General features: G+C 71.5%; 26 protein-coding genes. 10 read left to right on the forward strand and 16 right to left on the reverse strand.

Annotation, left to right across the window (positions count from 1 at the left end; translation table 11 throughout):
* From Q1K33_RS15980 to Q1K33_RS15990, 3 genes are all read left to right on the forward strand, one after another.
* A partial coding sequence (locus Q1K33_RS15980; RefSeq protein ID WP_300405721.1) for an AIM24 family protein occupies window positions 1-989 on the forward strand: 989 nt, incomplete at its 5' end.
* Window positions 990-1093: 104 nt separating this feature from the next.
* Window positions 1094-1837, forward strand: a complete 744-nt coding sequence (locus Q1K33_RS15985) for a hemolysin III family protein (RefSeq protein WP_300405722.1) — start codon at window positions 1094-1096, stop codon at window positions 1835-1837.
* A 77-nt stretch (window positions 1838-1914) separates the two neighbouring features.
* Window positions 1915-2292: a thioredoxin family protein gene (locus tag Q1K33_RS15990; protein ID WP_300405723.1), complete on the forward strand. Its 378-nt coding sequence runs from the start codon at window positions 1915-1917 to the stop codon at window positions 2290-2292.
* Between the two features lie 3 nt (window positions 2293-2295).
* Here Q1K33_RS15990 and Q1K33_RS15995 read toward each other — a convergent pair whose 3' ends face one another.
* The 4 genes from Q1K33_RS15995 to mca all read right to left on the reverse strand — a co-directional run bounded on the left by Q1K33_RS15995 (window position 2296) and on the right by mca (window position 6787).
* The gene (locus Q1K33_RS15995; RefSeq protein WP_300405724.1) at window positions 2296-3876 is read right to left on the reverse strand and encodes an aldehyde dehydrogenase family protein; all 1581 of its coding nucleotides are present in this window, start codon (window positions 3874-3876) and stop codon (window positions 2296-2298) included.
* Entirely contained in the window at window positions 3873-5456 is a 1584-nt protein-coding gene (locus tag Q1K33_RS16000) for a GMC family oxidoreductase N-terminal domain-containing protein (protein ID WP_300405725.1), read from the reverse strand. The genes Q1K33_RS15995 and Q1K33_RS16000 overlap by 4 nt, the downstream gene beginning before the upstream one ends.
* 101 nt (window positions 5457-5557) lie before the next feature.
* The gene (locus Q1K33_RS16005; RefSeq protein WP_300405726.1) at window positions 5558-5857 is read right to left on the reverse strand and encodes a hypothetical protein; all 300 of its coding nucleotides are present in this window, start codon (window positions 5855-5857) and stop codon (window positions 5558-5560) included.
* Window positions 5858-5890: 33 nt separating this feature from the next.
* Window positions 5891-6787, reverse strand: a complete 897-nt coding sequence (gene mca / locus Q1K33_RS16010) for a mycothiol conjugate amidase Mca (protein ID WP_300405727.1) — start codon at window positions 6785-6787, stop codon at window positions 5891-5893.
* A 44-nt stretch (window positions 6788-6831) separates the two neighbouring features.
* On the opposite strand from mca, the gene Q1K33_RS16015 reads away from it, so the two are divergent.
* Window positions 6832-7236 (forward strand): DUF4307 domain-containing protein, encoded by a 405-nt coding sequence (locus Q1K33_RS16015; RefSeq protein ID WP_300405728.1) that lies wholly within the window; start codon window positions 6832-6834, stop codon window positions 7234-7236.
* A gap of 208 nt (window positions 7237-7444) precedes the next feature.
* A complete protein-coding gene (greA, locus tag Q1K33_RS16020) occupies window positions 7445-7948 on the forward strand; it encodes a transcription elongation factor GreA (protein ID WP_300405729.1) in 504 nt (167 codons plus the stop codon).
* A 44-nt stretch (window positions 7949-7992) separates the two neighbouring features.
* On the opposite strand, the gene ilvA is transcribed toward greA, so the two are convergent.
* The 4 genes from ilvA to Q1K33_RS16040 are packed head-to-tail and all read right to left on the reverse strand — an operon-like array spanning window position 7993 to window position 13249.
* Entirely contained in the window at window positions 7993-9213 is a 1221-nt protein-coding gene (gene ilvA, locus Q1K33_RS16025) for a threonine ammonia-lyase (RefSeq protein WP_300405730.1), read from the reverse strand.
* The gene (locus Q1K33_RS16030; protein WP_300405731.1) at window positions 9200-10639 is read right to left on the reverse strand and encodes an AI-2E family transporter; all 1440 of its coding nucleotides are present in this window, start codon (window positions 10637-10639) and stop codon (window positions 9200-9202) included. Before Q1K33_RS16030 ends, ilvA begins: the two co-directional genes overlap by 14 nt.
* Window positions 10636-12084 carry a glutamate mutase L gene (locus tag Q1K33_RS16035; RefSeq protein ID WP_300405732.1) on the reverse strand — a complete coding sequence of 483 codons (1449 nt, stop codon included), beginning with the start codon at window positions 12082-12084 and terminating at the stop codon, window positions 10636-10638. The genes Q1K33_RS16030 and Q1K33_RS16035 overlap by 4 nt, the downstream gene beginning before the upstream one ends.
* Window positions 12071-13249, reverse strand: a complete 1179-nt coding sequence (locus Q1K33_RS16040; RefSeq protein ID WP_300405733.1) for a cystathionine gamma-synthase — start codon at window positions 13247-13249, stop codon at window positions 12071-12073. Before Q1K33_RS16040 ends, Q1K33_RS16035 begins: the two co-directional genes overlap by 14 nt.
* A 163-nt stretch (window positions 13250-13412) precedes the next feature.
* Here Q1K33_RS16040 and msrA point away from each other — a divergent pair, with 163 nt between their 5' ends.
* The 5 genes from msrA to Q1K33_RS16065 all read left to right on the forward strand — a co-directional run bounded on the left by msrA (window position 13413) and on the right by Q1K33_RS16065 (window position 17246).
* Complete coding sequence (gene msrA / locus Q1K33_RS16045; protein WP_300405734.1) at window positions 13413-14057, forward strand: peptide-methionine (S)-S-oxide reductase MsrA; 645 nt, start codon at window positions 13413-13415, stop codon at window positions 14055-14057.
* Between the two features lie 82 nt (window positions 14058-14139).
* Window positions 14140-14553 (forward strand): VapC toxin family PIN domain ribonuclease, encoded by a 414-nt coding sequence (locus Q1K33_RS16050; RefSeq protein WP_300405735.1) that lies wholly within the window; start codon window positions 14140-14142, stop codon window positions 14551-14553.
* A gap of 138 nt (window positions 14554-14691) precedes the next feature.
* Window positions 14692-15237 carry a hypothetical protein gene (locus tag Q1K33_RS16055; protein ID WP_300405736.1) on the forward strand — a complete coding sequence of 182 codons (546 nt, stop codon included), beginning with the start codon at window positions 14692-14694 and terminating at the stop codon, window positions 15235-15237.
* A 10-nt stretch (window positions 15238-15247) separates the two neighbouring features.
* Complete coding sequence (locus Q1K33_RS16060; protein WP_300405737.1) at window positions 15248-15853, forward strand: hypothetical protein; 606 nt, start codon at window positions 15248-15250, stop codon at window positions 15851-15853.
* Window positions 15854-15890: 37 nt separating this feature from the next.
* The gene (locus Q1K33_RS16065) at window positions 15891-17246 is read left to right on the forward strand and encodes an AarF/ABC1/UbiB kinase family protein (RefSeq protein WP_300405738.1); all 1356 of its coding nucleotides are present in this window, start codon (window positions 15891-15893) and stop codon (window positions 17244-17246) included.
* A gap of 9 nt (window positions 17247-17255) precedes the next feature.
* Here the strand turns inward: Q1K33_RS16065 and Q1K33_RS16070 are convergent, their stop codons facing one another.
* The 8 genes from Q1K33_RS16070 to Q1K33_RS16105 are packed head-to-tail and all read right to left on the reverse strand — an operon-like array spanning window position 17256 to window position 21070.
* A complete protein-coding gene (locus Q1K33_RS16070) occupies window positions 17256-17402 on the reverse strand; it encodes a hypothetical protein (RefSeq protein ID WP_300405739.1) in 147 nt (48 codons plus the stop codon).
* 55 nt (window positions 17403-17457) lie between these two features.
* Window positions 17458-17952: a GNAT family N-acetyltransferase gene (locus tag Q1K33_RS16075; protein ID WP_300405740.1), complete on the reverse strand. Its 495-nt coding sequence runs from the start codon at window positions 17950-17952 to the stop codon at window positions 17458-17460.
* Window positions 17949-18458, reverse strand: coding sequence for a DinB family protein (locus Q1K33_RS16080; protein WP_300405741.1), 510 nt, complete (start codon window positions 18456-18458; stop codon window positions 17949-17951). Before Q1K33_RS16080 ends, Q1K33_RS16075 begins: the two co-directional genes overlap by 4 nt.
* On the reverse strand, window positions 18455-18898 hold the full coding sequence (locus Q1K33_RS16085) for a VOC family protein (protein ID WP_300405751.1): 444 nt from the start codon (window positions 18896-18898) through the stop codon (window positions 18455-18457). Before Q1K33_RS16085 ends, Q1K33_RS16080 begins: the two co-directional genes overlap by 4 nt.
* A 37-nt stretch (window positions 18899-18935) precedes the next feature.
* Entirely contained in the window at window positions 18936-19337 is a 402-nt protein-coding gene (locus Q1K33_RS16090; RefSeq protein WP_300405742.1) for a pyridoxamine 5'-phosphate oxidase, read from the reverse strand.
* Window positions 19338-19341: 4 nt separating this feature from the next.
* Window positions 19342-19968 (reverse strand): YigZ family protein, encoded by a 627-nt coding sequence (locus tag Q1K33_RS16095; protein WP_300405743.1) that lies wholly within the window; start codon window positions 19966-19968, stop codon window positions 19342-19344.
* The gene (locus Q1K33_RS16100) at window positions 19965-20744 is read right to left on the reverse strand and encodes a TSUP family transporter (protein ID WP_300405744.1); all 780 of its coding nucleotides are present in this window, start codon (window positions 20742-20744) and stop codon (window positions 19965-19967) included. The genes Q1K33_RS16095 and Q1K33_RS16100 overlap by 4 nt, the downstream gene beginning before the upstream one ends.
* Entirely contained in the window at window positions 20741-21070 is a 330-nt protein-coding gene (locus tag Q1K33_RS16105; protein ID WP_300405745.1) for an AzlD domain-containing protein, read from the reverse strand. Before Q1K33_RS16105 ends, Q1K33_RS16100 begins: the two co-directional genes overlap by 4 nt.
* Window positions 21071-21076 lie beyond the last annotated feature (6 nt).

A 21076-nucleotide genomic window follows, 5' to 3' on the forward strand; every position in this document is an offset into this window, starting at 1 on the left:
GCAAGGCCGATGGCGAGGGCAGCGCCGCCGAGCAGGGCGAGGCGACGCCGTACGGCGCGCAGTCGACGACGGGCGGGTCAGCCGACGTCACCCGGGTCGCGGCCTCCGCCCCGCAGCCGGAGCCCGACGCTGCCGAGCAGCCGGCCTCCGAGCCCGACGCCGGCCCCGAGCCCGAGCAGCCGCCGGCGTACGCCGCCGACCCCTACGGCTCCTCGGGACTGGTACCGCAGGCGACCACGCAGGAGCCCCCACCGCAGGTCGCGCCCGCCCGGCCCTCCTCCCCCGGACCCGCCGCCGGGTTCGGTGGTGACGCCTTCGCCGGGATCAGCGGCGACCTCATCGACGGGCGCTTCTCGGAGAAGAGCGGCTCCGGTGTCGAGCGACAGAACAACCGGATGCTCCGAGTCCGCGTCACCGAGCCGTTCATGGCACGCCAGGGCTCGATGGTCGCCTACCAGGGCGACGTGCTCTTCAACTACCAGGGCGGCGGGGCAGCGAAGTTCCTCAAGAAGGCGTTCACCGGTGAGGGTCTCTCGCTGATGCGCGTGGAGGGCTCGGGCGACGTGTTCCTGGCCGACCAGGGTCACCACGTGCACATCCTCCACCTGCACGACTCGGGCATCTCCATCAACGGCAGCAGCGTTCTCGCCTTCTCCTCCTCACTCGAGTGGAACGTCGAGCGGGTCAAGGGCGGCAGCATCGCTACCGGGGGTCTCTTCAACACCACCCTGCGCGGCAGCGGATGGGTGGCGATCACCACCGACGGCGAGCCCGTGGTGCTGAACGCGGGCGAGGCGGCCACCTTCGCCGACACCGACGCGGTCGTCGCCTGGTCGTCCCACCTGCAGACGAGCCTGCGCTCGACCATGTCCGCCGGCGCCCTCATCGGCCGCGGCTCGGGCGAGGCGCTGCAGGTGACCTTCGCCGGCCAGGGGTTCGTGATCGTGCAGCCGTCCGAGGGGGCCTCGGTCCCGCCGCACAGTCACTGACCCTCCCGCCGTACCGGGCCGGCGTCCGGTACGGCGAGCGTCGTTGCCAACGTCTCAGCTCGATCGGGTCCCCCCGCGAGGTCGGCCCCGGTAGGCTCCGGATCATGGACCGCGCCATCAAGAACGCCAACGACGCGCTCCGAGGGAGCCTGGACAAGGTCGGCGACAAGGTCTCCGAGACCATCGCCGAGGTCAAGCCCAAGCTCCGCGGGATGTCGCACCTCGCGCTGACGCCGCTGGCGCTGGCCGGGGGCATCGTGCTGATCTGCCTCTCTCCGGACACCACGACCCGGATCGGGTCGACCATCTTCGCCGCCAGCGCGCTGCTGCTCTTCGGAGTCTCGGCCATCTACCACACCGGCACGTGGTCTCCGAGGGTCTGGGCCGCACTACGGCGCTTCGACCACTCCAACATCTTCATCCTGATCGCCGGTTCCTACACGCCGCTGACGCTGATGCTCCTCGAGGGCACCCAGCGTGTCGTGCTGCTGACGACGGTGTGGTCCTGCGCGATCCTGGGTGTGCTCTTCCGGGTCTTCTGGATCGGCGCGCCGCGGTGGCTCTACACGCCGCTCTACATCGGTCTCGGGTGGGCCGCGGTGTTCTTCATCCCGTCCTTCATCGACGGCGCCACCTCCTCGCTGGGCAGCGGGATGGCGATCGCGGTCCTGACCCTGATCGCGGTGGGCGGCGCCCTCTACACCCTGGGCGGGGTCGTGTACGGCTTCAAGCGCCCCGACCCGTGGCCGCGCTACTTCGGCTTCCACGAGATCTTCCACAGCTTCACGATCCTGGCGTTCGTCGCGCATTACACCAGCGTCTCGCTGGCGACCTACTCCCTGCGCTGAGCCTGCGCTGGGCCTGCCCTGGGCCGTATGGCGGTTCAGGACCGCGCGGGTGACCGCGCGGTGGCTACCGTGGAGCCATGGCAACGATCGAGCTGACCAACGACAACTTCACCGAGCACATCGACGAGAACGGCATCCTCTTCGTCGACTTCTGGGCGAGCTGGTGCGGTCCGTGTCAGCAGTTCGCCCCGACCTACGAGGCCGCCTCGGAGGCCCACCCCGACATCACGTTCGGCTCGATCAACACCGAGGAGCAGCGTGAGCTCTCCTCGGCAGCCGGCATCAAGTCGATCCCGACCCTGATGGTCTTCCGCGAGAAGGTCCTGGTCTTCTCCCAGCCCGGAGCGCTGCCGGCCGCCGCCCTCGACCAGGTGATCGAAGGCGTGCGCGGCCTCGACATGGAGGACGTACGGCGTGAGCTCGCCGCCCAGCAGGGCGACGCCCCCGCGACCTGAGCCTCAGCCGTTCGCGGCCTTGCGCAACCGCTTGGCGACCTTCGGCAGCGTCGAGCTGCCGCCGTGCAGCATCGTCATCATCTGGGCGAGCTGGCCGTCCATCTTCTCGGTGCGCTGGAAGGACGTCAGTGCCATCACCGGCTTGAACCGCTGCCGCGCGATGGCCTTGGCGTAGGTGAACTCCCGCAGCCCGTCGGGGCCGTGGATCCGGCCGAAGCCCGAGTCGCCGACACCGCCGAAGGGCAGGGACGGGATGGCGGCGAAGGCGATGATGCCGTTGACCGCCGTCATCCCGGAACGGATCTGCTCGGCGATCTCCATGCCGCGCTCCTTGGAGAAGACCGTCGAGCCCAAGCCGTACCTCGTGGCGTTGGTCAGCTCGATCGCCTCCTCCATCGTGGAGACCTTGCGGACGGTGACTGTCGGTCCGAACGTCTCCTCCTGGACGGCCAGGGAGTCCTCGGGGACGTCGACCAGGATCGTCGGCTGGACGTAGCGCTCCCCCACCGCCTCGACGCCGCCGAGCAGCGCACGGCCGCCCTGGGCGAGTGCGTCGGAGATGTGCGACCGGATCACGTCCAGCTGGCTGGCCATGGTGATCGGCCCGATCTGCGAGCCGGGTGAGGAGTCGGCGCGGACGTCCTTGGCCTTGGCGACCAGCGCGGCGACGAACTCGTCGTACACCCGCTCGTGGACGTAGATGCGCTCGACGCCGATGCAGGTCTGCCCGGCGTTGGAGGCCGCGCCCCACAGGGCAGCGTCGGCAGCGGCGTCGATGTCGGCGTCCTTGTCGACGATCACCGAGTCCTTGCCGCCGGCCTCGATGACGACGGGGGTGAGCGTCTCGGCGCAGGCGGCCATGACTCGCTTGCCCGTGTTGGTGGACCCGGTGAACGCGACCTTGTCGACACCCGCGTGGCACAGGGCCGCGCCGGTCTCGCCGAGCCCGGTGACGACCGTGAAGACCGGACGGCCCACGGACTCCTGGAAGGTCCGGGCCAGCCACGCACCGACGCCGGGGGTGTACTCGGAGGGCTTGAAGACCACCGCGTTGCCGGCCGCCAGGGCGTAGACGATCGAGCCCATCGGGGTGAAGACCGGGTAGTTCCACGGGCCGATCACGCCGATGACACCCAAGGGCTTGTAGGCCACCGAGGCCGCCTGGTTGGCCATCAGCAGGCCCGAGGCGACCTTGCGGCGCTTCAGGTGCTTCTCGGCGTTGCCGGCGGCCCAGGCGATGTGGTCGATGGCGAGCGCGGCCTCGAGCATCGCGTCGCCGTGCGGCTTGCCCGTCTCCTGGTGCACCAGGTCGGCCAGCTGCGCCAGCCGACGGGTCATCGCGCCCTTCCACTTGGTCAGGTGCTCGGCGCGCTCGGCGAAGCTCAGGGACGCCCACCAGGCAGCGTGCTCCCGGGCGTCGCTGACCGCGGCCGTGACCTCCTCGGCGGAGTGGATCGGGTGGGTGCCGACGACGTCCCCGGTGATCGGGCTCAGCGAGTCGAAGGTCTTCTCCGCCTCCAGAGCCATCCCGTCCGGGGTGAAGAACGTCTGGGCGTGCTCGAGGGTGGGGTCGGTCAGTGTCATCGTGCGCTCCTGATCTCGGCGGCTGCCTTCTCGGCGATCATGATGGTCGGTGCGTTGGTGTTGCCGCGCGGCACGGCCGGCATCACCGAGGCGTCCACGACCCGCAGGCCCGCGACGCCACGGACCCGCAGGGACGCGTCGACGACGGCGTCCTCCCCGGAGCCCATCGCACAGGTGGAGGTGGGGTGGTACAGCGTCTGCGTCCACGTCCGGATGTGCTCGAGGAGGTCCTCGTCGGACGGGTCGCTCGGCAGGTTCCACGGCTGGTCGAGGTAGTCGGCCAGGGCACCCTGCGTGCAGATGTCCCACGTCGTACGCGCTCCGGAGAGCAGGGCGTCGAGGTCGCTCTGGTCCTCGAGGTACGCCGCGTCGATCGCCGGGTGCCAGGTCGGGTCCGCGGAGCGGAGTCGGATCGAGCCGCGGCTGGCCACGGAGACGAGCGTGGGCGCGGCCGAGAACATCCGCTCGTTGGGCTCGTGCAGGCCGTTGTCGAAGAAGCCGGTCGGCGCGACGTGGACCTGCAGGTCGGAGGCGGGCAGTCCTTCGCGGGTGGAGAAGAACATCCCGCCCTCACCGATGTTGGAGGACAGCGGACCGCTGCCGCGGGCCTTCCACTGCAGGAGGTTCTTCAGGTTGGACATCTCAGCGACGTCGGTGGTGCCGCGCGTGCGCCAGATGAGCGGGATGACCGGGTGGTCCTGGAGGTTGGATCCGACGCCGGCGAGATCGACACGACTCTCGACGCCGACCTCGCTCAGGTGGCTGGCCGGCCCGATGCCCGAGAGCATCAGCAGCTGCGGGCTGTTGATCGCGCCCCCGCTCAGGATGACCTCGCGGCGCGCGTGCACGGTGTGCTCCGCGCCGGCCTGGCGGAAGGTGACTCCCGTGGCGCGCTCGCCGGTCAGCTCGATCCGCGACGCGAGGGCGCCGGTCGTCACGGTGAGGTTGGACCGCTCCCGAGCCGGGGCCAGGTAGGCGGTGTTGGTGGACCAGCGTCTCCCGCGCTTGCAGGTCACCTGGTACTGGCCCGCGCCGACCTGGGTGGCGCCGTTGAAGTCGTCGTTGCGCTTGTGGCCGGCGCTGACCGCGCTCTCGACGAACGCCGAGCTGAGCTCGTGGGTGTAGGCGCGGTCCTCGACGTGCAGGGGTCCGCCGCTGGCGTGGTAGCGGCCGGAGAGCCGCGCGTTGTCCTCCGACTTGAGGAACCAGGGCAGCACGTCGTCGTAGCCCCAGCCCTCGGCGCCGTACTGGTCACGCCACGAGTCGTAGTCTGCGTGGGCCCCGCGGATGTAGATCATCGCGTTCATCGACGAGCAGCCGCCGAGAGCCTTCATCCGAGGCCAGTAGGCCCGCTTGCCGTGGAGCTGCTTCTGCTCGGTGGTCGAGTAGTTCCAGTCCCACTTGGTCTTGAAGAGGGACGGGAACGCCGCCGGGATGCTCACCTCGTCGGCCCCGTCGGTCTCGCCCCCGGCCTCGAGGAGCAGGACGGTGGCGCCCGGGTCCTCGCTCAGTCGAGCTGCCAGCACGGCCCCGGCACTGCCGGCGCCCACGATCACGTAGTCATAGGTGTCCTGGGTCACAGGTCCGAACCTACTCCCCGGTACGTCGCGGCCCCACCCCCCGTGGTGGTCGGGCCTCGTCGTCTCGCAGGGCGGGACAGCCCGTCGCCGCGCGTGGGACTTCAGCCCGGCGTCCGGTCCTCGTCCTCGGACTCCTCGCGGGCGGCCTGCTCGCGCATCTGACGGGCGGCGGCCAGGCCTCGGGCGGGTCGCTCCGGCTTGGGGTCGGAGGGGTCGTAGAGACCCTGGTCGGCCGCCTTCGCGGTGTTCTTGAGCCGCTTGGTCAGGCTGAACCCCAGGACCACCACGGCCACGATGAGCAGCCCGAAGATCGCGAAGGCGGTCCAGCCGGCGACGACGTCGTCGTCCTCGGGGATCTGGTCGACGGCGACCGTGAGCAGAAGTGCGACTGCGGCAGACATGACGTCAGTCTCTCACCGTCGGCCAGCGGGTGGTCACGGCGCCAGGTGGGCGGCCTCGATGCCGGCGAACAGGTCGTCCTCCGGCATCACGGACTCCACGTGGCTGGTCACGAGCTCGAAGTCCTCGGTGGGCCAGATCTTCGCCTGCGTCTCGCGCGGGATCGCGAACCAGTGCCCGTCGGGGTCGATCTGGGTGGCGTGCGCCAGGAGGGCCTGGTCGCGCACACCGAAGTAGTCGGAGCACGGGACCTTGGTGGTGACGCGCGCGTCCCAGTCGGGCTCCGGCTTCCACTGCTCCAGGCGCTCGCCCCACGGCGACTCGAGACCGAGGTCGAGCATCGCCTCGTGGATCGCCTCGATCCGCGCCCGGTTGAAGGAGTGGTGGTAGTAGAGCTTCAGCACCTGCCACGGCGGCCCGGCGTCGGGGAACCGCTCGGGATCGGCTGCGGCCTCGAACGCCGCCACGCTCACCTCGTGGCAGCGGATGTGGTCGGGGTGCGGGTAGCCGCCGCGCTCGTCGTACGTCGTCAGCACGTGCGGCTTGAACTCGCGGATCAGCCGCACCAGGCGCTCGGTCGACTCCTCGAGCGGCACCAGCGCGAAGCAGCCCTCGGGCAGCGGTGGCTTGGGGTCGCCCTCCGGCCAGCCGGAGTCGATGAAGCCCAGCCAGTCCTGACGGATGCCCAGGATGTCGCGCGCCCGCTCCATCTCCTGGCGACGCACCTCGGTGATGTTCGCGAGGATGTCGGGGCGCTCCATCTTCGGATTGAGGATGGACCCGCGCTCGCCACCGGTGCAGGTCGCGACGTGCACGTCGACGCCCTGGGCGACGTACATCGCCGTGGAGGCCGCCCCCTTGCTCGACTCGTCGTCGGGGTGGGCGTGGACGTGCATGAGGCGGTAGCCCGCCCGGGACCCGGCATCACTCATGGAGCCAGCGTAGGCCGCTGTGGGTGGGGTGGGAGGATGGGGTGGTGAGCACGCAGGAAGTCCTGGCCGACCGGTACGGCGCCCCCGCGCCGTGGCGCCGTCCGGCATCGATCGCGGCGATCACGCTGCTGGTCCTGGTCTGCGGCGGCTGGCTCGGCTGGACCATCTGGGAGCAGGCCAGCCCCCCGGTCGCCTCCGGCGAGCTGACGTTCACGATCGTCGACGACAACACCGCCTCGGCGCGCTTCGTCGTGGACCTCCAGGACGACGTGGTCGCCACCTGCACCGTGCGTGCCTACGCCGAGGACCACACCCTCGTCGGCACGGTCTCCTTCACCCCCGAGCCCACACCGTCGGGCCGGGTCACCCAGGAGATCAGCACCGACCGCCGCGCCACGTCGGTCGAGCTGCTCGGCTGCACCGCACCGGGACAGCCTCGGCCGCGCTGAGGCCAGCAGGTGGGATTCACCCCCTCGATCGGTCCGGACCGCCTCGCGTTCGACCGTGTCCTTGCTAGGCTCGACCATTCGGCTGACCCGCAGGGCACACCCGTCACCACTCTCATCGCTCCCCGCACCACCAGTGGCCCTACCGCCCGCGTTGAGCACGGCCGATCTCCCGGACAGACGCACACTCACGATCAGCACAGGAGTACCCATGACCCAATCGACCGAGCAGGGCACGATCTGGTTGACCCAGGCCGCCTTCGACAAGCTCCAGGCCGAGCTCGACGAGCTCAAGGGCCCCGTGCGAGAAGAGATCGTGCAGCGGATCAGCGAGGCCCGCGACGAGGGCGACCTCAAGGAGAACGGCGGCTACCACTCCGCCCGCGAGGAGCAGGGCAAGAACGAGGGCCGGATCCGTCAGCTCGAGGACATGCTGCGGCGCGCCGAGGTCGGCGAGACGCCCCCCAACGACGGCGTCGTCGAGCCGGGCATGGTCGTGACCTACCGCTTCGTCGGCGACGACGAGGACGAGACGGAGACCTTCCTGCTCGGCGCTCGTGAGATCGAGCCCGAGGGCCTGACCGCCTACTCCCCGCAGTCCCCGCTGGGCTCGGCCATCAACGGGCGCTCCAAGGGCGACACGGTCGACTACGAGGCACCCAACGGCAAGACGCTGCAGGTCGTCATCGTCGACGCGGTGCCCTACACGGGCTGAGGCTGAACCGGCGTGTCGAGCCCCGGTGAGCCGACGGCGCTCAGCTACTCCAGCACCCGGTAGCCCCGCTCGCGCAGCCGTCCCCGCACCTTCTCGGCGTGCGGCTCGCCGCGGGTCTCCAGCTGCAGGTGCACGTCGACCTCGTCGAGGTGCAGCGAGGCGTTGATCCGCTCGTGAGCGATCTCGAGCACGTTGGCACCGGTCTCGCCCACCTCGCTGAGCAGCAGGGCGAGACCGCCGGGCACGTCGGGGATCACGACGTGCAGGTTGAGGTAGCGCCCGGCTGCCGCCATCCCGTGCCGGATCACCTTGCCCAGCAGGATCGGGTCGATGTTGCCGCCGGTCAGCATGGCCACGGCGGGAGTGCCGTACGCCGTGGGGCGCTCCAGCATCGCTGCCACGGCGGCGGCGCCGGCAGGCTCGACGATCATCTTGGCGCGCTCGACGAGCGCCAGCAGTGCCCGCGACATCGCCTCCTCCGAGACGGTGACGATCTCGTCGACGTGGTCGCGCACCGCCGCGAACGTGATCTGGCCGGGCAGCCCGACCGCGATGCCGTCGGCCATCGTCTTCATCGAAGAGAGGGCGACCGGTGACCCCTGCCGCAGGGAGTCGGGGTAGGCGGCGGCGCCCTTGGCCTGCACGCCGATCACGGTGATGTCGGGCCGCAACGCCTTGACGGCGATGGCGACTCCCGCAAGCAGTCCCCCACCCCCGGTCGGCACGATCACCGTCTTCGTCTCGGGGGCCTGCTCGAGGATCTCGAGGCCGGCGGTGCCCTGGCCCGCGACGACGTCCGCGTGGTCGAAGGGGTGGATCAGGATCGCGCCGGTCTCCTCGGCGAAGCGGCGCGCCCCGGCCAGGGCGTCCTCGAGGTAGCGCCCCTCGAAGACGACCTCGGCGCCGTACCCCCGTGTGGCCTTCTCCTTCGGGATCGGCGCACCCTCGGGCATGAAGACGGTGGCCTCGATGCCGAGCTGCTGTGCTGCGAGAGCGACGCCCTGGGCGTGGTTGCCGGCCGACGCGGCCACGACGCCGCACGTCTTCTCGGCATCGGTGAGTCGCGAGATCCGGACGAACGCACCACGAGCCTTGAACGAGCCCGTGCGCTGGAGGTTCTCGCACTTGAGCAGCACCGGTCCGCCGGCGATCGCCGAGAGCCAGCGGGACTCCTCCATGGGGGTCGTGATCGAGTGTCCGCTCAGCGCCTCGCGCGCGGACTCGATGTCGGCGAGCGTGACGCGCTCGGGCTCAGTCGCGCTCATCCCGGTCCCCTATCTCGTGGGTGGCCCCACTCTCCTGGTAGTCCTCCTCGAGCTCGTCGACCGGGTCGTCACCGGGGTCGGTGTTGGCCGCGAGGTGCTGCACGACCGCGTTGCCGGCCGCGGCGAGGGGCACGGCGACCAGGGCGCCGGCCACGCCGGCCACCAGGACCCCGCCGGCGATCGCGACGATCACCGCCAGCGGGTGGACCGAGACCCAGCGTCCCATCAGGAACGGCTGCAGCAAGTGGGCCTCGACCTGCTGCACCCCGATCACCACGGCCAGCATCAGCAGCGCCGTGACCGGGCCCTGGTCGACCAGGGCCACGAGGACGGCGACGGCGCCCGCGACCGTGGCACCGATCAGCGGGACGAACGCGCCCAGGAAGACCAGGACGCCGATCGCCATCACGAACGGCACCCCGAGGATGGCGGCTCCGATCATGATCCCAATCGCGTCGACGGCCGCCACGATCACCGTGGCCCGGACGAACTGGGTCAGCGAGATCCAGGCCACGCGGCCCGAGCCGTCGACCCGCAGTCGCGCCGCACGCGGAGCGATCCGGACCACCCAGGCCCAGATCCGGTCGCCGTCGGCGAGGAAGAAGTAGGTGGCGAACAGCACGATGAAGAATCCGGCGAAGACGTGGCCCAGGACCGAGCTGACCTCGGTGATCCGCCCGACGTAGTCGGTGTCCTGCGTCTGCCGCGTGATGGCCTCCTGGGCCTCGGCGATGACGTTGTCGATCTGGCTGTCGCTGGCGTTGAGTGGCCCGTCCTTGAGCCAGGTGCGGATGTCCTCGAGGCCCTTGACCGTCGAGTCGGCGAGGTCGGCGGCACCGTTGGCGATCTGCTGGCCCGCGAAGGTCAGCATCAGCGCGACGAACCCGATCACGCCGATCACCACGACGATCGCCGACAGCGAGCGGGGAAAGCCGATGCGCTGCAGGCCCTGCACGACCGGGGTGACCAGCGCGGCGATCAGCAGCGCGATCGCCAGCGGCAGGGTCACGATCGAGAAGTAGCCGATGAGGCGGAACAACACGTAGCCGGCCGCGCCGATGACGATCAGGCGCCAGGCCCAGGACGCAGCGAGGTCCAGGCCCCACGGCACCTGCGCGCGGGTGAGGTTCGAGGGCCCGGTCGGGATGCTCTGGCCGGTACCACCCGCCGTACGGCGGTCGCGCTCCTCGCGCAGCAGCGTCCACTGTGCCGCGAGGCGGGCCGTCATCCGGTCCTCCCGGTCGCGGTCCTCCCGCTCCCGGGTGGCGCGCCGACGCAGGCGACGCTGGCGCTGGGCAACGCGTTCGGTCTCGTCGTCGGCCGCGGCGCCGACCGGGGTGTCGACCTCGACGTCCGCTGCGGGGTCGGGCAACCCCTCGGCCGACGTGTCGGTCGGGTCCGAGGGAGTGTCGTCGTGGGGGCTCACGTAGTGACCCTAAGGTCCGCCGCACCCTCGAGCAGGGAGCGGGCGAGGCGACGCGCGGCGGCGGGGCTGTGCTCGGCCAGCAGTCCGACGGCCGCGAGCACGTAGTCGCTGTCGACCACCACCCGAGGCGCCTCGGGCAGCTGCCAGCCACCGTCGCGACCGGACTCGGTCCCGACGGTGCCCTCCAGCACGCGGGCGGCCACCCCCGCTCGTCCGTGCCGCAGCACGCCACCGGAGACGACCACGAGGCCGACCTTCCTCAGGTCGACGCCGCTGCGCTCGACGACACGACCGCCGGGGCCCAGCACGACGGTGCTGCGACCGGCGTGACGTCGTACGGCGAGACCCGTGGCGGCACGCGCGATGGCCTCGTCGACGTCGTGGTCCGCGTCGGTGAGGGGCAGGTACGACGGCTCGGCCGCACGGGCCGCGGCCTCCTCGGCGAGAGAGCTCAGGCCTGCCACCTCCACGGTGCTCAGGGCGGACCAGCGCATGCCGAGGTCGCCCTCCACGGTGCGGGTCCGCGGCGTCGGGGCGACGACATCGCGTCCGAGACCGCCGGTCTCGGGGTCCAGCTCCACCACGGAGTGCACGTCGGTGGTCGCGCCGCCGACGTCGACCATCACGACGCCTCCGAGGTCGCCGGCCTCCTCGGCCAGCATCTCGACGCCGGTCAGCACGACGTCCGGGGTCGCCCCGCGCACCATCGCCTGCAAGGTGCGGCCTTCGTCGCGCGAGCTGAGGCCCTTGCCGCCGATGACGTGGCGCAGGAACACCTCACGGATCGCTGCCCGCGCGCCCTCGGGCCGCAGGACCCCGATCTGCGGGACCACGTTGTCGGCGACCACGTGCGGGAGGTCGCCGAGGATGGTGCTCACCTCGGCGGCGGCCCCGCTGTTGCCGGCCACGACGACGGGTCCGACCCACCCGGCGGCGACGACCTGCTGCGCCGCGGCGAGCAGCATCTCGCTGTTGCCGCCGTCGGTGCCGCCGGTGAGCAGCACCAGGTCCGGGCGCGGGGTCGTGTGCCTGAGCACGGTCTCCAGGTCGGGCCCAGGCACACGACCCGTCCCGCCGACGGCGACCACGGCCACGACCTTGCCGCCGCTCGAGAGCGCCACGCGACGGCCGGCCTCGGCGGTCACCAGCTCCTCGTTGCCGACCACCGCGATCCGCAGACCACCGCCGGCGCTCGAGCAGGCCAGCACCTGGGCGGTCGCCGCCCGGGGCTCGTGCGCGGCGAGCTCCACGAGGCAGGCGTCGTAGCCGTCGAGCACGTCGGTGGCGATCGTCGTGGGGTGCTCCGCAGCCGCGACGACGCAGCCTCGGGTCACGTCGACCAGGGACGCCTTGGTGAAGGTGGAGCCGATGTCCACGCAGACGACCAGCTCGCTGTCGGCGGGTCCAGCGGGGTCGACTCCCGCAGAGGAGTCAGCCGAGGGCACGGTCGAGGTCCGCGACGAGGTCCTCGACGGTCTCGATGCCCACGCTGAGCCGGACCAGGTCGGCGGGCACCTCGAGCGCGGTGCCGGCGACACTGGCGTGCGTCATCCGACCGGGGTGCTCGATCAGCGACTCGACCCCACCCAGTGACTCGCCGAGGGTGAAGACCTCGGTGCGCTCGCAGACGGCGAGCGCCTGCTCCTCGCCGCCACTGACGCGGAACGACACCATGCCGCCGTACCGCTTCATCTGGCGGCTGGCGATCCGGTGACCCGGGTGCTCGATCAGGCCGGGGTAGATGACCGAGTCGACGCGGCGGTCCTCAGTGAGGAACTCCACCACCTTCTCCGCGTTGTCGCAGTGCCGGTCCATCCGCACGCCGAGCGTCTTGAGGCCGCGCAGGGTGAGGAAGGCGTCGAAGGGGCCGGCGACCGCACCGATGGCGTTCTGGTGGAAGGCGACCTGCTCGGCCAGGTCGTGGCCGCGAACGACGAGCGCGCCGCCGACGACGTCGGAGTGCCCGCCGGCGTACTTGGTGGTCGAGTGCACGACGACGTCGGCGCCCAGGGTGAGCGGCTGCTGGAGGTACGGCGAGGCGAAGGTGTTGTCGACGACGAGCAGCGCCCCGGCCTCGTGCGCCACCGAGGCGAGCGCCTCGATGTCGCCGATGTTGAGCAGCGGGTTGGTGGGCGTCTCGAGCCACACCAGCTTGGTCTGGCCGGGCCGGATCGCGGCCCGCACCCGGTCGATGTCGCTGACCGGCGCCGGCGTGTGCTCGACGCCCCAGGCCCGCTCGACCTTGTCGAAGAGGCGGTAGGTGCCGCCGTAGGCGTCGTCGGGGATGACCACGTGGTCGCCGGGGCGGCAGGTGCTGCGCACCAGCGTGTCCTCGGCGGCCAGGCCGGAGGCGAACGCGAAGGCGCGCTCCCCCTCCTCCAGCGCGGCGAGGTTGCCCTCGAGGGCGGTGCGCGTCGGGTTGGCCGAGCGGCTGTACTCGTAGCCGCCGCGCAGCCCGCCGACGCCGTCCTGCTTGTACGTCGACGTGGCGAAGATCGGGGGGATCACCGCGCCGGTGGTGGGGTCGGGCTCGTAGCCGGCGTGGATCGCCCGCGTCTCGAAGCCGGCCTTGCTGATCAGGGACTGGTGGTCCTGCGTCTGCTCACTCACCCGGCGAGCGTACTCACGGCCGGTCCGACCGGCCGAGCCCAGCACCCGCGGCAGGTCGAACCCGTCACGTCACCCCTTCGTAAGAGGTCTGGTGGAAGGAACCGGCTAGCGTCGTGGTTGTACGGGGTGCACCCCGATCCCGCCGATCCGCCAGGAGGCAACCGTGTTCTTCACCCGCAAGTCCGAGCTGATCGAGGCCGAGAAGGCCCTGCCGGGTCGCAGCGAGCGCCCCTTCCACCTCTCCGAGAAGCACACGGTCCTCGACGCCCCGATCCTCACCGACACCGCGCCCGAGGGCTACGAGGTCGCGATCTTCGGACTCGGCTGCTTCTGGGGTGCCGAGGAGATCTTCTGGAAGATGGACGGTGTCTGGTCCACCTCCGCTGGATACGCCGGGGGCACCACCCCCAACCCCTCCTACGAGGAGGTGTGCTCGGGCCGCACCAACCACACTGAGGCCGTCCGCGTCGTCTACGACCCGGCCCGGGTCTCCTTCGCCGACCTCGTCAAGACGTTCTTCGAGGTCCACGACCCGACTCAGGGCATGCGCCAGGGCAACGACGTCGGCACCCAGTACCGCTCGGCGATCTACTACACGACCCCCGAGCAGGAGCAGACCGCTCGCGAGCTCACCAAGGTGTACGGCGACGAGCTCGCCCGCCGCCGGCTGGGCGACATCACCACCGAGATCCGCGAGGTGCCGACCTACTACTACGCCGAGGACCAGCACCAGCAGTACCTCGCGAAGAACCCCTTCGGCTACCGGTGCCACGCCAACACGGGGGTGAAGTTTCCCGCGAACGCCTGACGGTCACTCGCGCCGACTTCGAGCGGCTCACCGATCTCGGTCGCGACCTCCTCGATGACGACGTGATGCGTGGCGCCTGGTCGTGAGTGAGCGCTCCTGGCTCGTCGACAAGTCCGCCTTGGTGCGCCTTTCCGTCAGCCCGGAGGGCGAGCTGTGGTTCGAGCGCGTGCAGCGCGGCCTGGTCCGGGTCACGACAGCGACGCTCCTCGCGATCGGCTACTCCGCCCGCTCGAGCTCGACGTGGCGCACCCTGATCCAGAACGCGCCTGTGTCGCTGATGCCGATCGGGAACTTGACGCCTCGATCCGAGCGACGTGCCGTTGCCGTCCAAGGGCTGCTGGCAGAGCAAGGCGAGCACCGCGCCCCGTCGGTCCCCGACCTGCTGATTGCGGCAGCGGCCGAGCTCGCAGACCTCGTCGTTCTCCACGTCGACAAGGACTTCGACCTCATCGCGAAGATCACCGGGCAACCCGTGGAGTGTCTCCGGGTTGAGTGACGACGCCACAAACTCGGTTACACCAGCAGTACCTCGCCAAGAACCCCTTCGGCTACCGCTGCCACGCCAACACCGGCGTGAGGTTACCGGGTCACGCGCAGGGGGCGGCCGACTGCGGTGCTCGCGATCATCGTCGGCGTGGGTCCGTCCCAGCACTCCGTGCAGGCGACTCCCGACGGTCTGCACCTGGTCGCGGCGCTGCCGGCGCTCGGCTACCACCCGGTGCTCGACCCGCTGGACCTGGCTCAGCTGGGCGCGAGCCCGTCCCAGCTCAACCCCAACTCCGGGGCGATCCGCTCCGACGGCCTTCTCGGCGCCGGCGTCGACGACGACGTGCCTGGCCCGTACGGCGGCAGCGGGTCCTACGAGTGGACCGTCGCAGTGTCCACGACAGCCTTGGGAGAGCCCGTCCGGAACGTCCGGCTGCCGCTCGCGGCCAAGATCGAGACGCGGGGAGCGACCTTCGGGCGCCGCGACCTCTACACCGTCGCCCAGGCCGCAGGGGACCTCGTCCTACGCCGGCACAAGATGCCGGCGGTCCGACCGATCACGCTCACCGGCGACACCGCGGTCTACGAGCGGGGTGACCAGATACGACTCGTGGCTCACCTCGAGGGACGCGAGGGCGCATCCAGGGCCGCGCCCCGCGGCACCCCGGGCCCGCCGACCGCCCGGCCTCGCTAGCCTGACGGACATGGGGACCGACGAGGACGACAGCACCCTGTTCACCCTCGGCACCCCGGGCGTCCACGGCCACGAACCGCGGCCGACGAGTGCGCGGACGCTGCTGCGGCAGAGCATCGCCGCGGTCGTGCTCGTCGTCGCTGCCCTGGTCTCGCTCTGGGTGATGCCTGCCCTGCTCAGCGACGGACCGGTGCAGTCCGAGGACTCGGTGCTGCCCGTCGACGGCCAGCCCCACACCGCCGAGACGAGCGCCGAGCGCGAGTCGATGATCTGGTTCGACGAGACGCGGGCAGAGCCCGACTGCGAGATCCGTGATCCGGCGAGTGGTGACGTCCTGACGACCACGCCCGCGGACGGCACCGATCGCCGTACCCTCTCCGGCACCGGCGCCTGGGTGGGAGAGGCGACGTTCGGCCCGACGTCGGCCTCGGTGGAGGTCACCTGCTCCGACGCCTCGGGCTTCGTCCTGGTCAGCCAGGCCCCCGGCCAGACCGCCGGCCTCGTGGCCATCGGCGCGATCATCCTGATCCCCCTGACCCTCGGGCTCGCCGGCCTGGTGCTGGTCGTCGCCGTCGCGACCGCGCTCGTGCAGGCACGGGTGGCCCGACGAGCCTGACCCCACCGGGTGACCGGCGGTGGGCCACAATGGCGACATGGCCGATCTCCCTCGCAAGGCCGCAGCCCGTACGGCGCGCCTGGCAGCGTTGCCGCTGGGCTACGCCGGCCGCAAGACCGTCGGTTTCGGCAAGCGCCTCGGCGGCGCTCCCGCCGAGGCCGTGATGACCGAGCTGCAGCAGCGCACCGCCGAGCAGCTCTTCCGCACCCTGGGTGAGCTCAAGGGCGGCGCGATGAAGTTCGGGCAGGCGCTCTCGGTCTTCGAGGCGGCCCTGCCCGAGGACGTCGCCGCGCCGTACCGCGACCAGCTCACCAGGCTGCAGGACTCCGCGCCCCCGATGCCCACCTCGACGGTGCGCGAGATCCTCGCCCGCGACCTCGGGCCCGACTGGCAGGAGCAGCTGGTCTGGCTCGACGGTGGCCCCACCGCCGCCGCCTCGATCGGGCAGGTGCACAAGGGGCGCTGGCACGACGGTCGCGAGGTCGCGGTCAAGGTGCAGTACCCCGGCGCCGGGGAGGCGCTGCTCTCCGACATCCGGCAGCTCTCCCGTCTGGCGCGCACGATCGGGCCGGTCTTCCCCGGGATCGACATCAAGCCACTGGTCGAGGAGGTGCGGGCTCGCGCCGAGGACGAGCTCGACTACACCCTCGAGGCGGAGGCACAAACGGCCTTCGCCGAGGCCTTCGACGGCGACCCCGACATCGTGATCCCCCGCGTCGTCGCGGTCGGCCCGACGGTGATCGTCACCGAGTGGCTGGAGTCGGACTCCTCGCTGGCCCGGATCATCAAGGAGGGCACGCCCGAGGAGCGCAACCACTACGGCGAGCTGCTGGTGCGCTTCATGTTCGCCGGGCCCTCGCGCACCGGCATGCTCCACGCCGACCCCCACCCCGGCAACTTCCGGATCATCCCCAACGCCGACGGCACGCCAGGTCGGCTCGGTGTGCTCGACTACGGCGCCGTCGCGCGCCTCGAGGAGGGCAACCTCCCCCGCGCGATGGGTTCACTGATCCGCCTCTGCGCCCTCGGCGACGGCGAGGAGCTGATGGCCGGCCTGCGTCACGAGGGCTTCATCAAGGACAAGATCAAGCTCGACCCGACCTTGCTGATGGACTACCTCTCCCCGTTCGTCGAGCCGACGATGGTGGAGCGCTTCCAGTTCAACCGAGCCTGGATGCGCGAGCAGTTCGCCCGTATCAACAACCCCCGCGAGCCCACGTACACGATCGCGATCAAGCTCAACCTGCCGCCGTCGTACATGCTCATCCACCGCACGTGGATCGGCGGGATCGGGGTGCTCAGCCAGCTCGAGGCCGAGGCGCCGTTCCACGCGATCCTCACCGAGTACCTGCCCGGCTTCGCCGACGGCGACACCGGCACCGTCGCCGGCTGAGCGCCACCCTCAGTCGTCGGCCGGTGTGCTCTCGCCGACCCAGGTCGACGGCGGGTCGCTGGAGGGGAACGACTCCTCACTCATCTCGTCGGCGAGCTCGTCCTCGGTCAGCTCGCGGTCCGGACTCGTCTGCTGCTCGTCGGGGGTCTCGGTCATGCTCCGACCGTACCCAACGGGGTCACTCGGCACCGAGGCACCGCGTCCCCACCGCTCAGAGCGCGAGGTGCATGACGTGCAGCCCGACCCGGCCGTGGGACGCCGACTCGAAGGCCCCCGGCACCGTGCCGACGATCGCGAACCCGAGGCTCTGCCACAGGCGCACCGCCACCGTGTTGGTCTCCACGACCGCGTTGAACTGGATCGCGGCGAACCCCTCGTCGCGGTGCCACTGCACGACGTGCTCGCCGAGGCGCCGACCGACGCCACGACCGCGCCCCGCCGGGGCGACCATGAACGACGCGGTGCCGACGTGGCTGCCGCGGCCCGGTCGGTTGGGACCCATCGTGGCGCTGCCGAGCACCTCGCCGTCCTCCTCCAGGACGACGGTCGCCCCCGGCGGGGGCTTGCTCCACAGCTCGCGCGCCTGCTCGCTGGTGAGGTCGAGCGGGTAGGTGTAGGTCTCGCCGGCGGCGACGATGTCGGCGAAGAACGGCCACACCCGCGGCCAGTCGCCGGGTGTCATCGCCCGGATCGCGGGATCGCTCATGCGTCGGTGCTCCCGTCGATCGACTCGCGGATCAGGTCGGCGTGGCCGTTGTGGCGCGCGTACTCCTCGATGAGGTGCACCAGGATCCAGCGCAGGCTCAGCCCCTCGCCGGTGCTGGGGTGTCGACGCGCGGCGAGCGCGTCCAGGCTGTCCGTGGCGGCGATCGCCTCGTCGGAGCGGGCGACGAACTCATCGAGCAGGGCGAGCAGCTCTGCCGGCGTCTGCTCGGCCGCGCTGTGCCAGTCCCAGTCGCCGTCGGCCTCCCAGTCGACGTCGTCGAACGGTGCGCGTGGATCCTCGCCGAGCAGGTTGACCCCGAACCACCAGTCCTCGACGTAGGCGAGGTGCTTGAGCATCCCGCCGAGCGTCAGGTCGGACGGCGGCAGGGTCGCGGCGAGCTGGGCTGCGTCGAGCCCCGCAGTCTTGCGGCGCAGGGTGTCGCGGTGGGAGTCGAGGAACGCGAGCAACGTGGTGCGCTCGTCGGCGGCGTACGGCGGGTGGCTCATCGCACCGCTCCGGTGCTCGGATCGCGGCCGGTGACGCAGTAGCGCAGACCGCCGGGGTCGCGCAGCACCGTCCAGAAGTCCGCGACGGTCTCCACCTCGGCGCCGAGGGCCACGTGGCGCTCCACCTCGGCCGCGCGGTCGCTCGCGGCGAGGTCGAGATGGGCGCCGACGGGCCCCTCGTCGTCGAGGCGTTGCAGCAGGAAGCGGAGCGGCTGTGCCGCGGGGCCGACCACCCGACGGAACTCCGGCAGCCGCGCCGACGACCCCTCGAAGCCGGTCAGCGCCTCCCAGAACGCGCACTCCACGTCGTACGCGGCCGGCGCGACGTCGAGGCAGACCTGGTCGACGAGCGAGAGCCCGTCTCCCCAGCGTGCCGGTGCCGGCCGACGGGAGGCCGGGTGGGTGACGAAGCAGAACGTGAGCCCGGCCGGGGAGGCCATCACGACGTACCCGAGCTCGTGTCGTACGACGACGGGTTCACGAGACCGGTCCGCAGTCGTGACCGCAGCTCGATCCCGAGGCCGAGCCCGTGGCAGGGGCGGGCGGACCGGGTCCGTCACTGTGCGCGGCAGGCCGGTGCAGCACCGCCCCGCTGGGCACGACGAGCACGTCGTCGCCGTCGACACTGGCCTCGCCGTCGACCAGCAGGGTGTAGCCGCGCTGAGCCAGCGGCGGGAACAGCACCGTCACGAGCGTGTTGGCCCCGACGTTGGCGACCGAGCCGCGGCCCGGACCGGTCACGACCAGCCGGCCGTCGGTGATCCGGGGCTCGACCGTCACGGCCTTGACCCGCCCCCCGGGAGAGACGGTCAGCAGGTAGCCCGCGCCGAAGTCGGCCAGCGCGGTGTTGAGGTCGGCGACGTCGACCGGGATGCTCATGCGCTCAACCTACGTCGACCCAGCGCTCGCCGACGGGCTCGGCGGTGAGCGCCCCACCGGTGAGCTCCGCGACCGCCGCGTGCAGCAGGTCCGCGCGGCTCGGGTCGACGCCCAGCCGCAGCGTGACCTCGGCCGCGTACGTCGCGCCGAGGACGGCGACACCTCGGCTGCGCAGGTCGCTCTCGATGCGTCCCGCATCGGAGTGCCCCACCTCCAGCACGAGCTCACGCAGCAGCAAGCGCTCCCGGGTGCCCGCCACCGCGAGTGCCTCGCGGACCGCGTCGGAGTAGGCGCGGACCAGGCCCCCGGCTCCGAGCAGCGTGCCGCCGAACCACCGGGTCACGACCGCGACCGTGTCGGAGACCGCCGCACCCCTGAGCACCTCCAGCATCGGAGCGCCGGCCGTGCCCGACGGCTCCCCGTCGTCGTGAGTCCGCTCCACCTCGGCGCCCGGACCGAGCACGAGGGCCGAGCAGTGGTGCCGGGCGTCACGGTGGTCCAGGCGGGCCCGGTCGACGGCCGCTCGCGCGGCGTCCTCGGTCTCGACCCGCGTGAGCGCGCACCGGAAGCGCGACCGCTTGACCTCGATCTCGGCGGCGGCGTCGCGAGCCACGGTGCGGTAGCGGGTCACCACAGACCGAGCACCTCGCCGCCGATCCGCACGACGAAGGCCGCGACGACGACCATGAAGAAGACGCGCACGAAGCCGGCCCCACGGGCGACCGCGGTGCGCGCGCCGACGTACCCGCCGATCAGGTTGGCCGCACCCATCACCAGGCCGACCTTCCACAGCACCGCACCCTGGGGGACGAAGACGCACAGGGCGGCGAGGTTGGTGGCCCAGTTGGCCATCTTCGCCTTGGCGCTGGCGTCGAGGAAGCTGTAGCCGAGCAGGCCGACGAGGGTGAACACGAAGAAGCTGCCCGTGCCGGGGCCGAGCGCGCCGTCGTAGAAGCCGATCGTCAGTCCGGTGAGCATCGCCAGACCGGTGTGCCGGTGGCCCGTGTGGCGCAGCGCCGTGTCGCCGCCGAGGTCGGGCTTGAGGAGGACGTAGGCACCCACGACGACCAGGGCGGCGAGCACGATCGGGTCGAAGGCCTCGCTCGGCAGCCTGCTCGCCACGGCTGCGCCGCCGGCCGAGCCGGCGAAGGCGAAGAGCATCAGCGGTCCGAACGTCCTCGGGTCCGGGCGCACCCGGCGGTAGTAGGTCACCGAGCTGACGCTGGTGCCGCAGATCGAGGCGAGCTTGTTGGTGGCCAGCACCTGCACGGGGCTGGCGCCGGGGAGCCCGAGGAGCAGGGCGGGCAGCTGGATCAGGCCGCCCCCTCCGACCACGGCGTCCACGAACCCCGCTGCCAGCCCGGCCAGGGCGAGCAGCGCGAGGATCTCCAGGGTCGGGTCGCTCACGGCACCCCCAGCAGGCGCAGTACGGCGGTCACAGCAGCGGCGACGAGGACGGCGAGCAGCAGGTGCCGACCCCGCCAGAGCAGGACACCGCCGGCGGCGACACCGGCGGTGCTGGAGTCGATCTCCAGGGTGGAGCCGTCGGCGAGCGCGGAGGTCGCCACCAGCGCCGCCAGCACGACCGGAGGCAGCAGCACCAGCACCCGGGTCGCCGCGGTCGGCAGCTGACGCCCGCCGAGCACCACCGGGCCGAAGGCCTTGATGGCCATCGTGGCGGCAGCGGTGCCGAGGATCAGCAGCCACAGGGTGGTCGAGCTCGGGTCGGTCATGCGGCG

It is taken from the genome of Nocardioides sp., assembly GCF_029937575.1.
In the GTDB taxonomy this organism is placed as follows: Bacteria; Actinomycetota; Actinomycetes; order Propionibacteriales; family Nocardioidaceae; genus Nocardioides.

Excerpts from the sequence above, each read along its gene's own strand:
- Q1K33_RS15985 (WP_300405722.1), top strand. The coding sequence starts at position 1,094 with ATGGACCGCGCCATCAAGAACGCCAACGACGCGCTCCGAGGGAGCCTG.
- Q1K33_RS15990 (WP_300405723.1), top strand. The coding sequence starts at position 1,915 with ATGGCAACGATCGAGCTGACCAACGACAACTTCACCGAGCACATCGAC.
- Q1K33_RS15995 (WP_300405724.1), bottom strand. The coding sequence starts at position 3,876 with ATGACACTGACCGACCCCACCCTCGAGCACGCCCAGACGTTCTTCACC.
- Q1K33_RS16005 (WP_300405726.1), bottom strand. The coding sequence starts at position 5,857 with ATGTCTGCCGCAGTCGCACTTCTGCTCACGGTCGCCGTCGACCAGATC.
- mca (WP_300405727.1), bottom strand. The coding sequence starts at position 6,787 with ATGAGTGATGCCGGGTCCCGGGCGGGCTACCGCCTCATGCACGTCCAC.
- greA (WP_300405729.1), top strand. The coding sequence starts at position 7,445 with ATGACCCAATCGACCGAGCAGGGCACGATCTGGTTGACCCAGGCCGCC.
- ilvA (WP_300405730.1), bottom strand. The coding sequence starts at position 9,213 with ATGAGCGCGACTGAGCCCGAGCGCGTCACGCTCGCCGACATCGAGTCC.
- Q1K33_RS16060 (WP_300405737.1), top strand. The coding sequence starts at position 15,248 with ATGGGGACCGACGAGGACGACAGCACCCTGTTCACCCTCGGCACCCCG.
- Q1K33_RS16065 (WP_300405738.1), top strand. The coding sequence starts at position 15,891 with ATGGCCGATCTCCCTCGCAAGGCCGCAGCCCGTACGGCGCGCCTGGCA.
- Q1K33_RS16070 (WP_300405739.1), bottom strand. The coding sequence starts at position 17,402 with ATGACCGAGACCCCCGACGAGCAGCAGACGAGTCCGGACCGCGAGCTG.
- Q1K33_RS16075 (WP_300405740.1), bottom strand. The coding sequence starts at position 17,952 with ATGAGCGATCCCGCGATCCGGGCGATGACACCCGGCGACTGGCCGCGG.
- Q1K33_RS16080 (WP_300405741.1), bottom strand. The coding sequence starts at position 18,458 with ATGAGCCACCCGCCGTACGCCGCCGACGAGCGCACCACGTTGCTCGCG.
- Q1K33_RS16085 (WP_300405751.1), bottom strand. The coding sequence starts at position 18,898 with ATGGCCTCCCCGGCCGGGCTCACGTTCTGCTTCGTCACCCACCCGGCC.
- Q1K33_RS16090 (WP_300405742.1), bottom strand. The coding sequence starts at position 19,337 with ATGAGCATCCCGGTCGACGTCGCCGACCTCAACACCGCGCTGGCCGAC.
- Q1K33_RS16105 (WP_300405745.1), bottom strand. The coding sequence starts at position 21,070 with ATGACCGACCCGAGCTCGACCACCCTGTGGCTGCTGATCCTCGGCACC.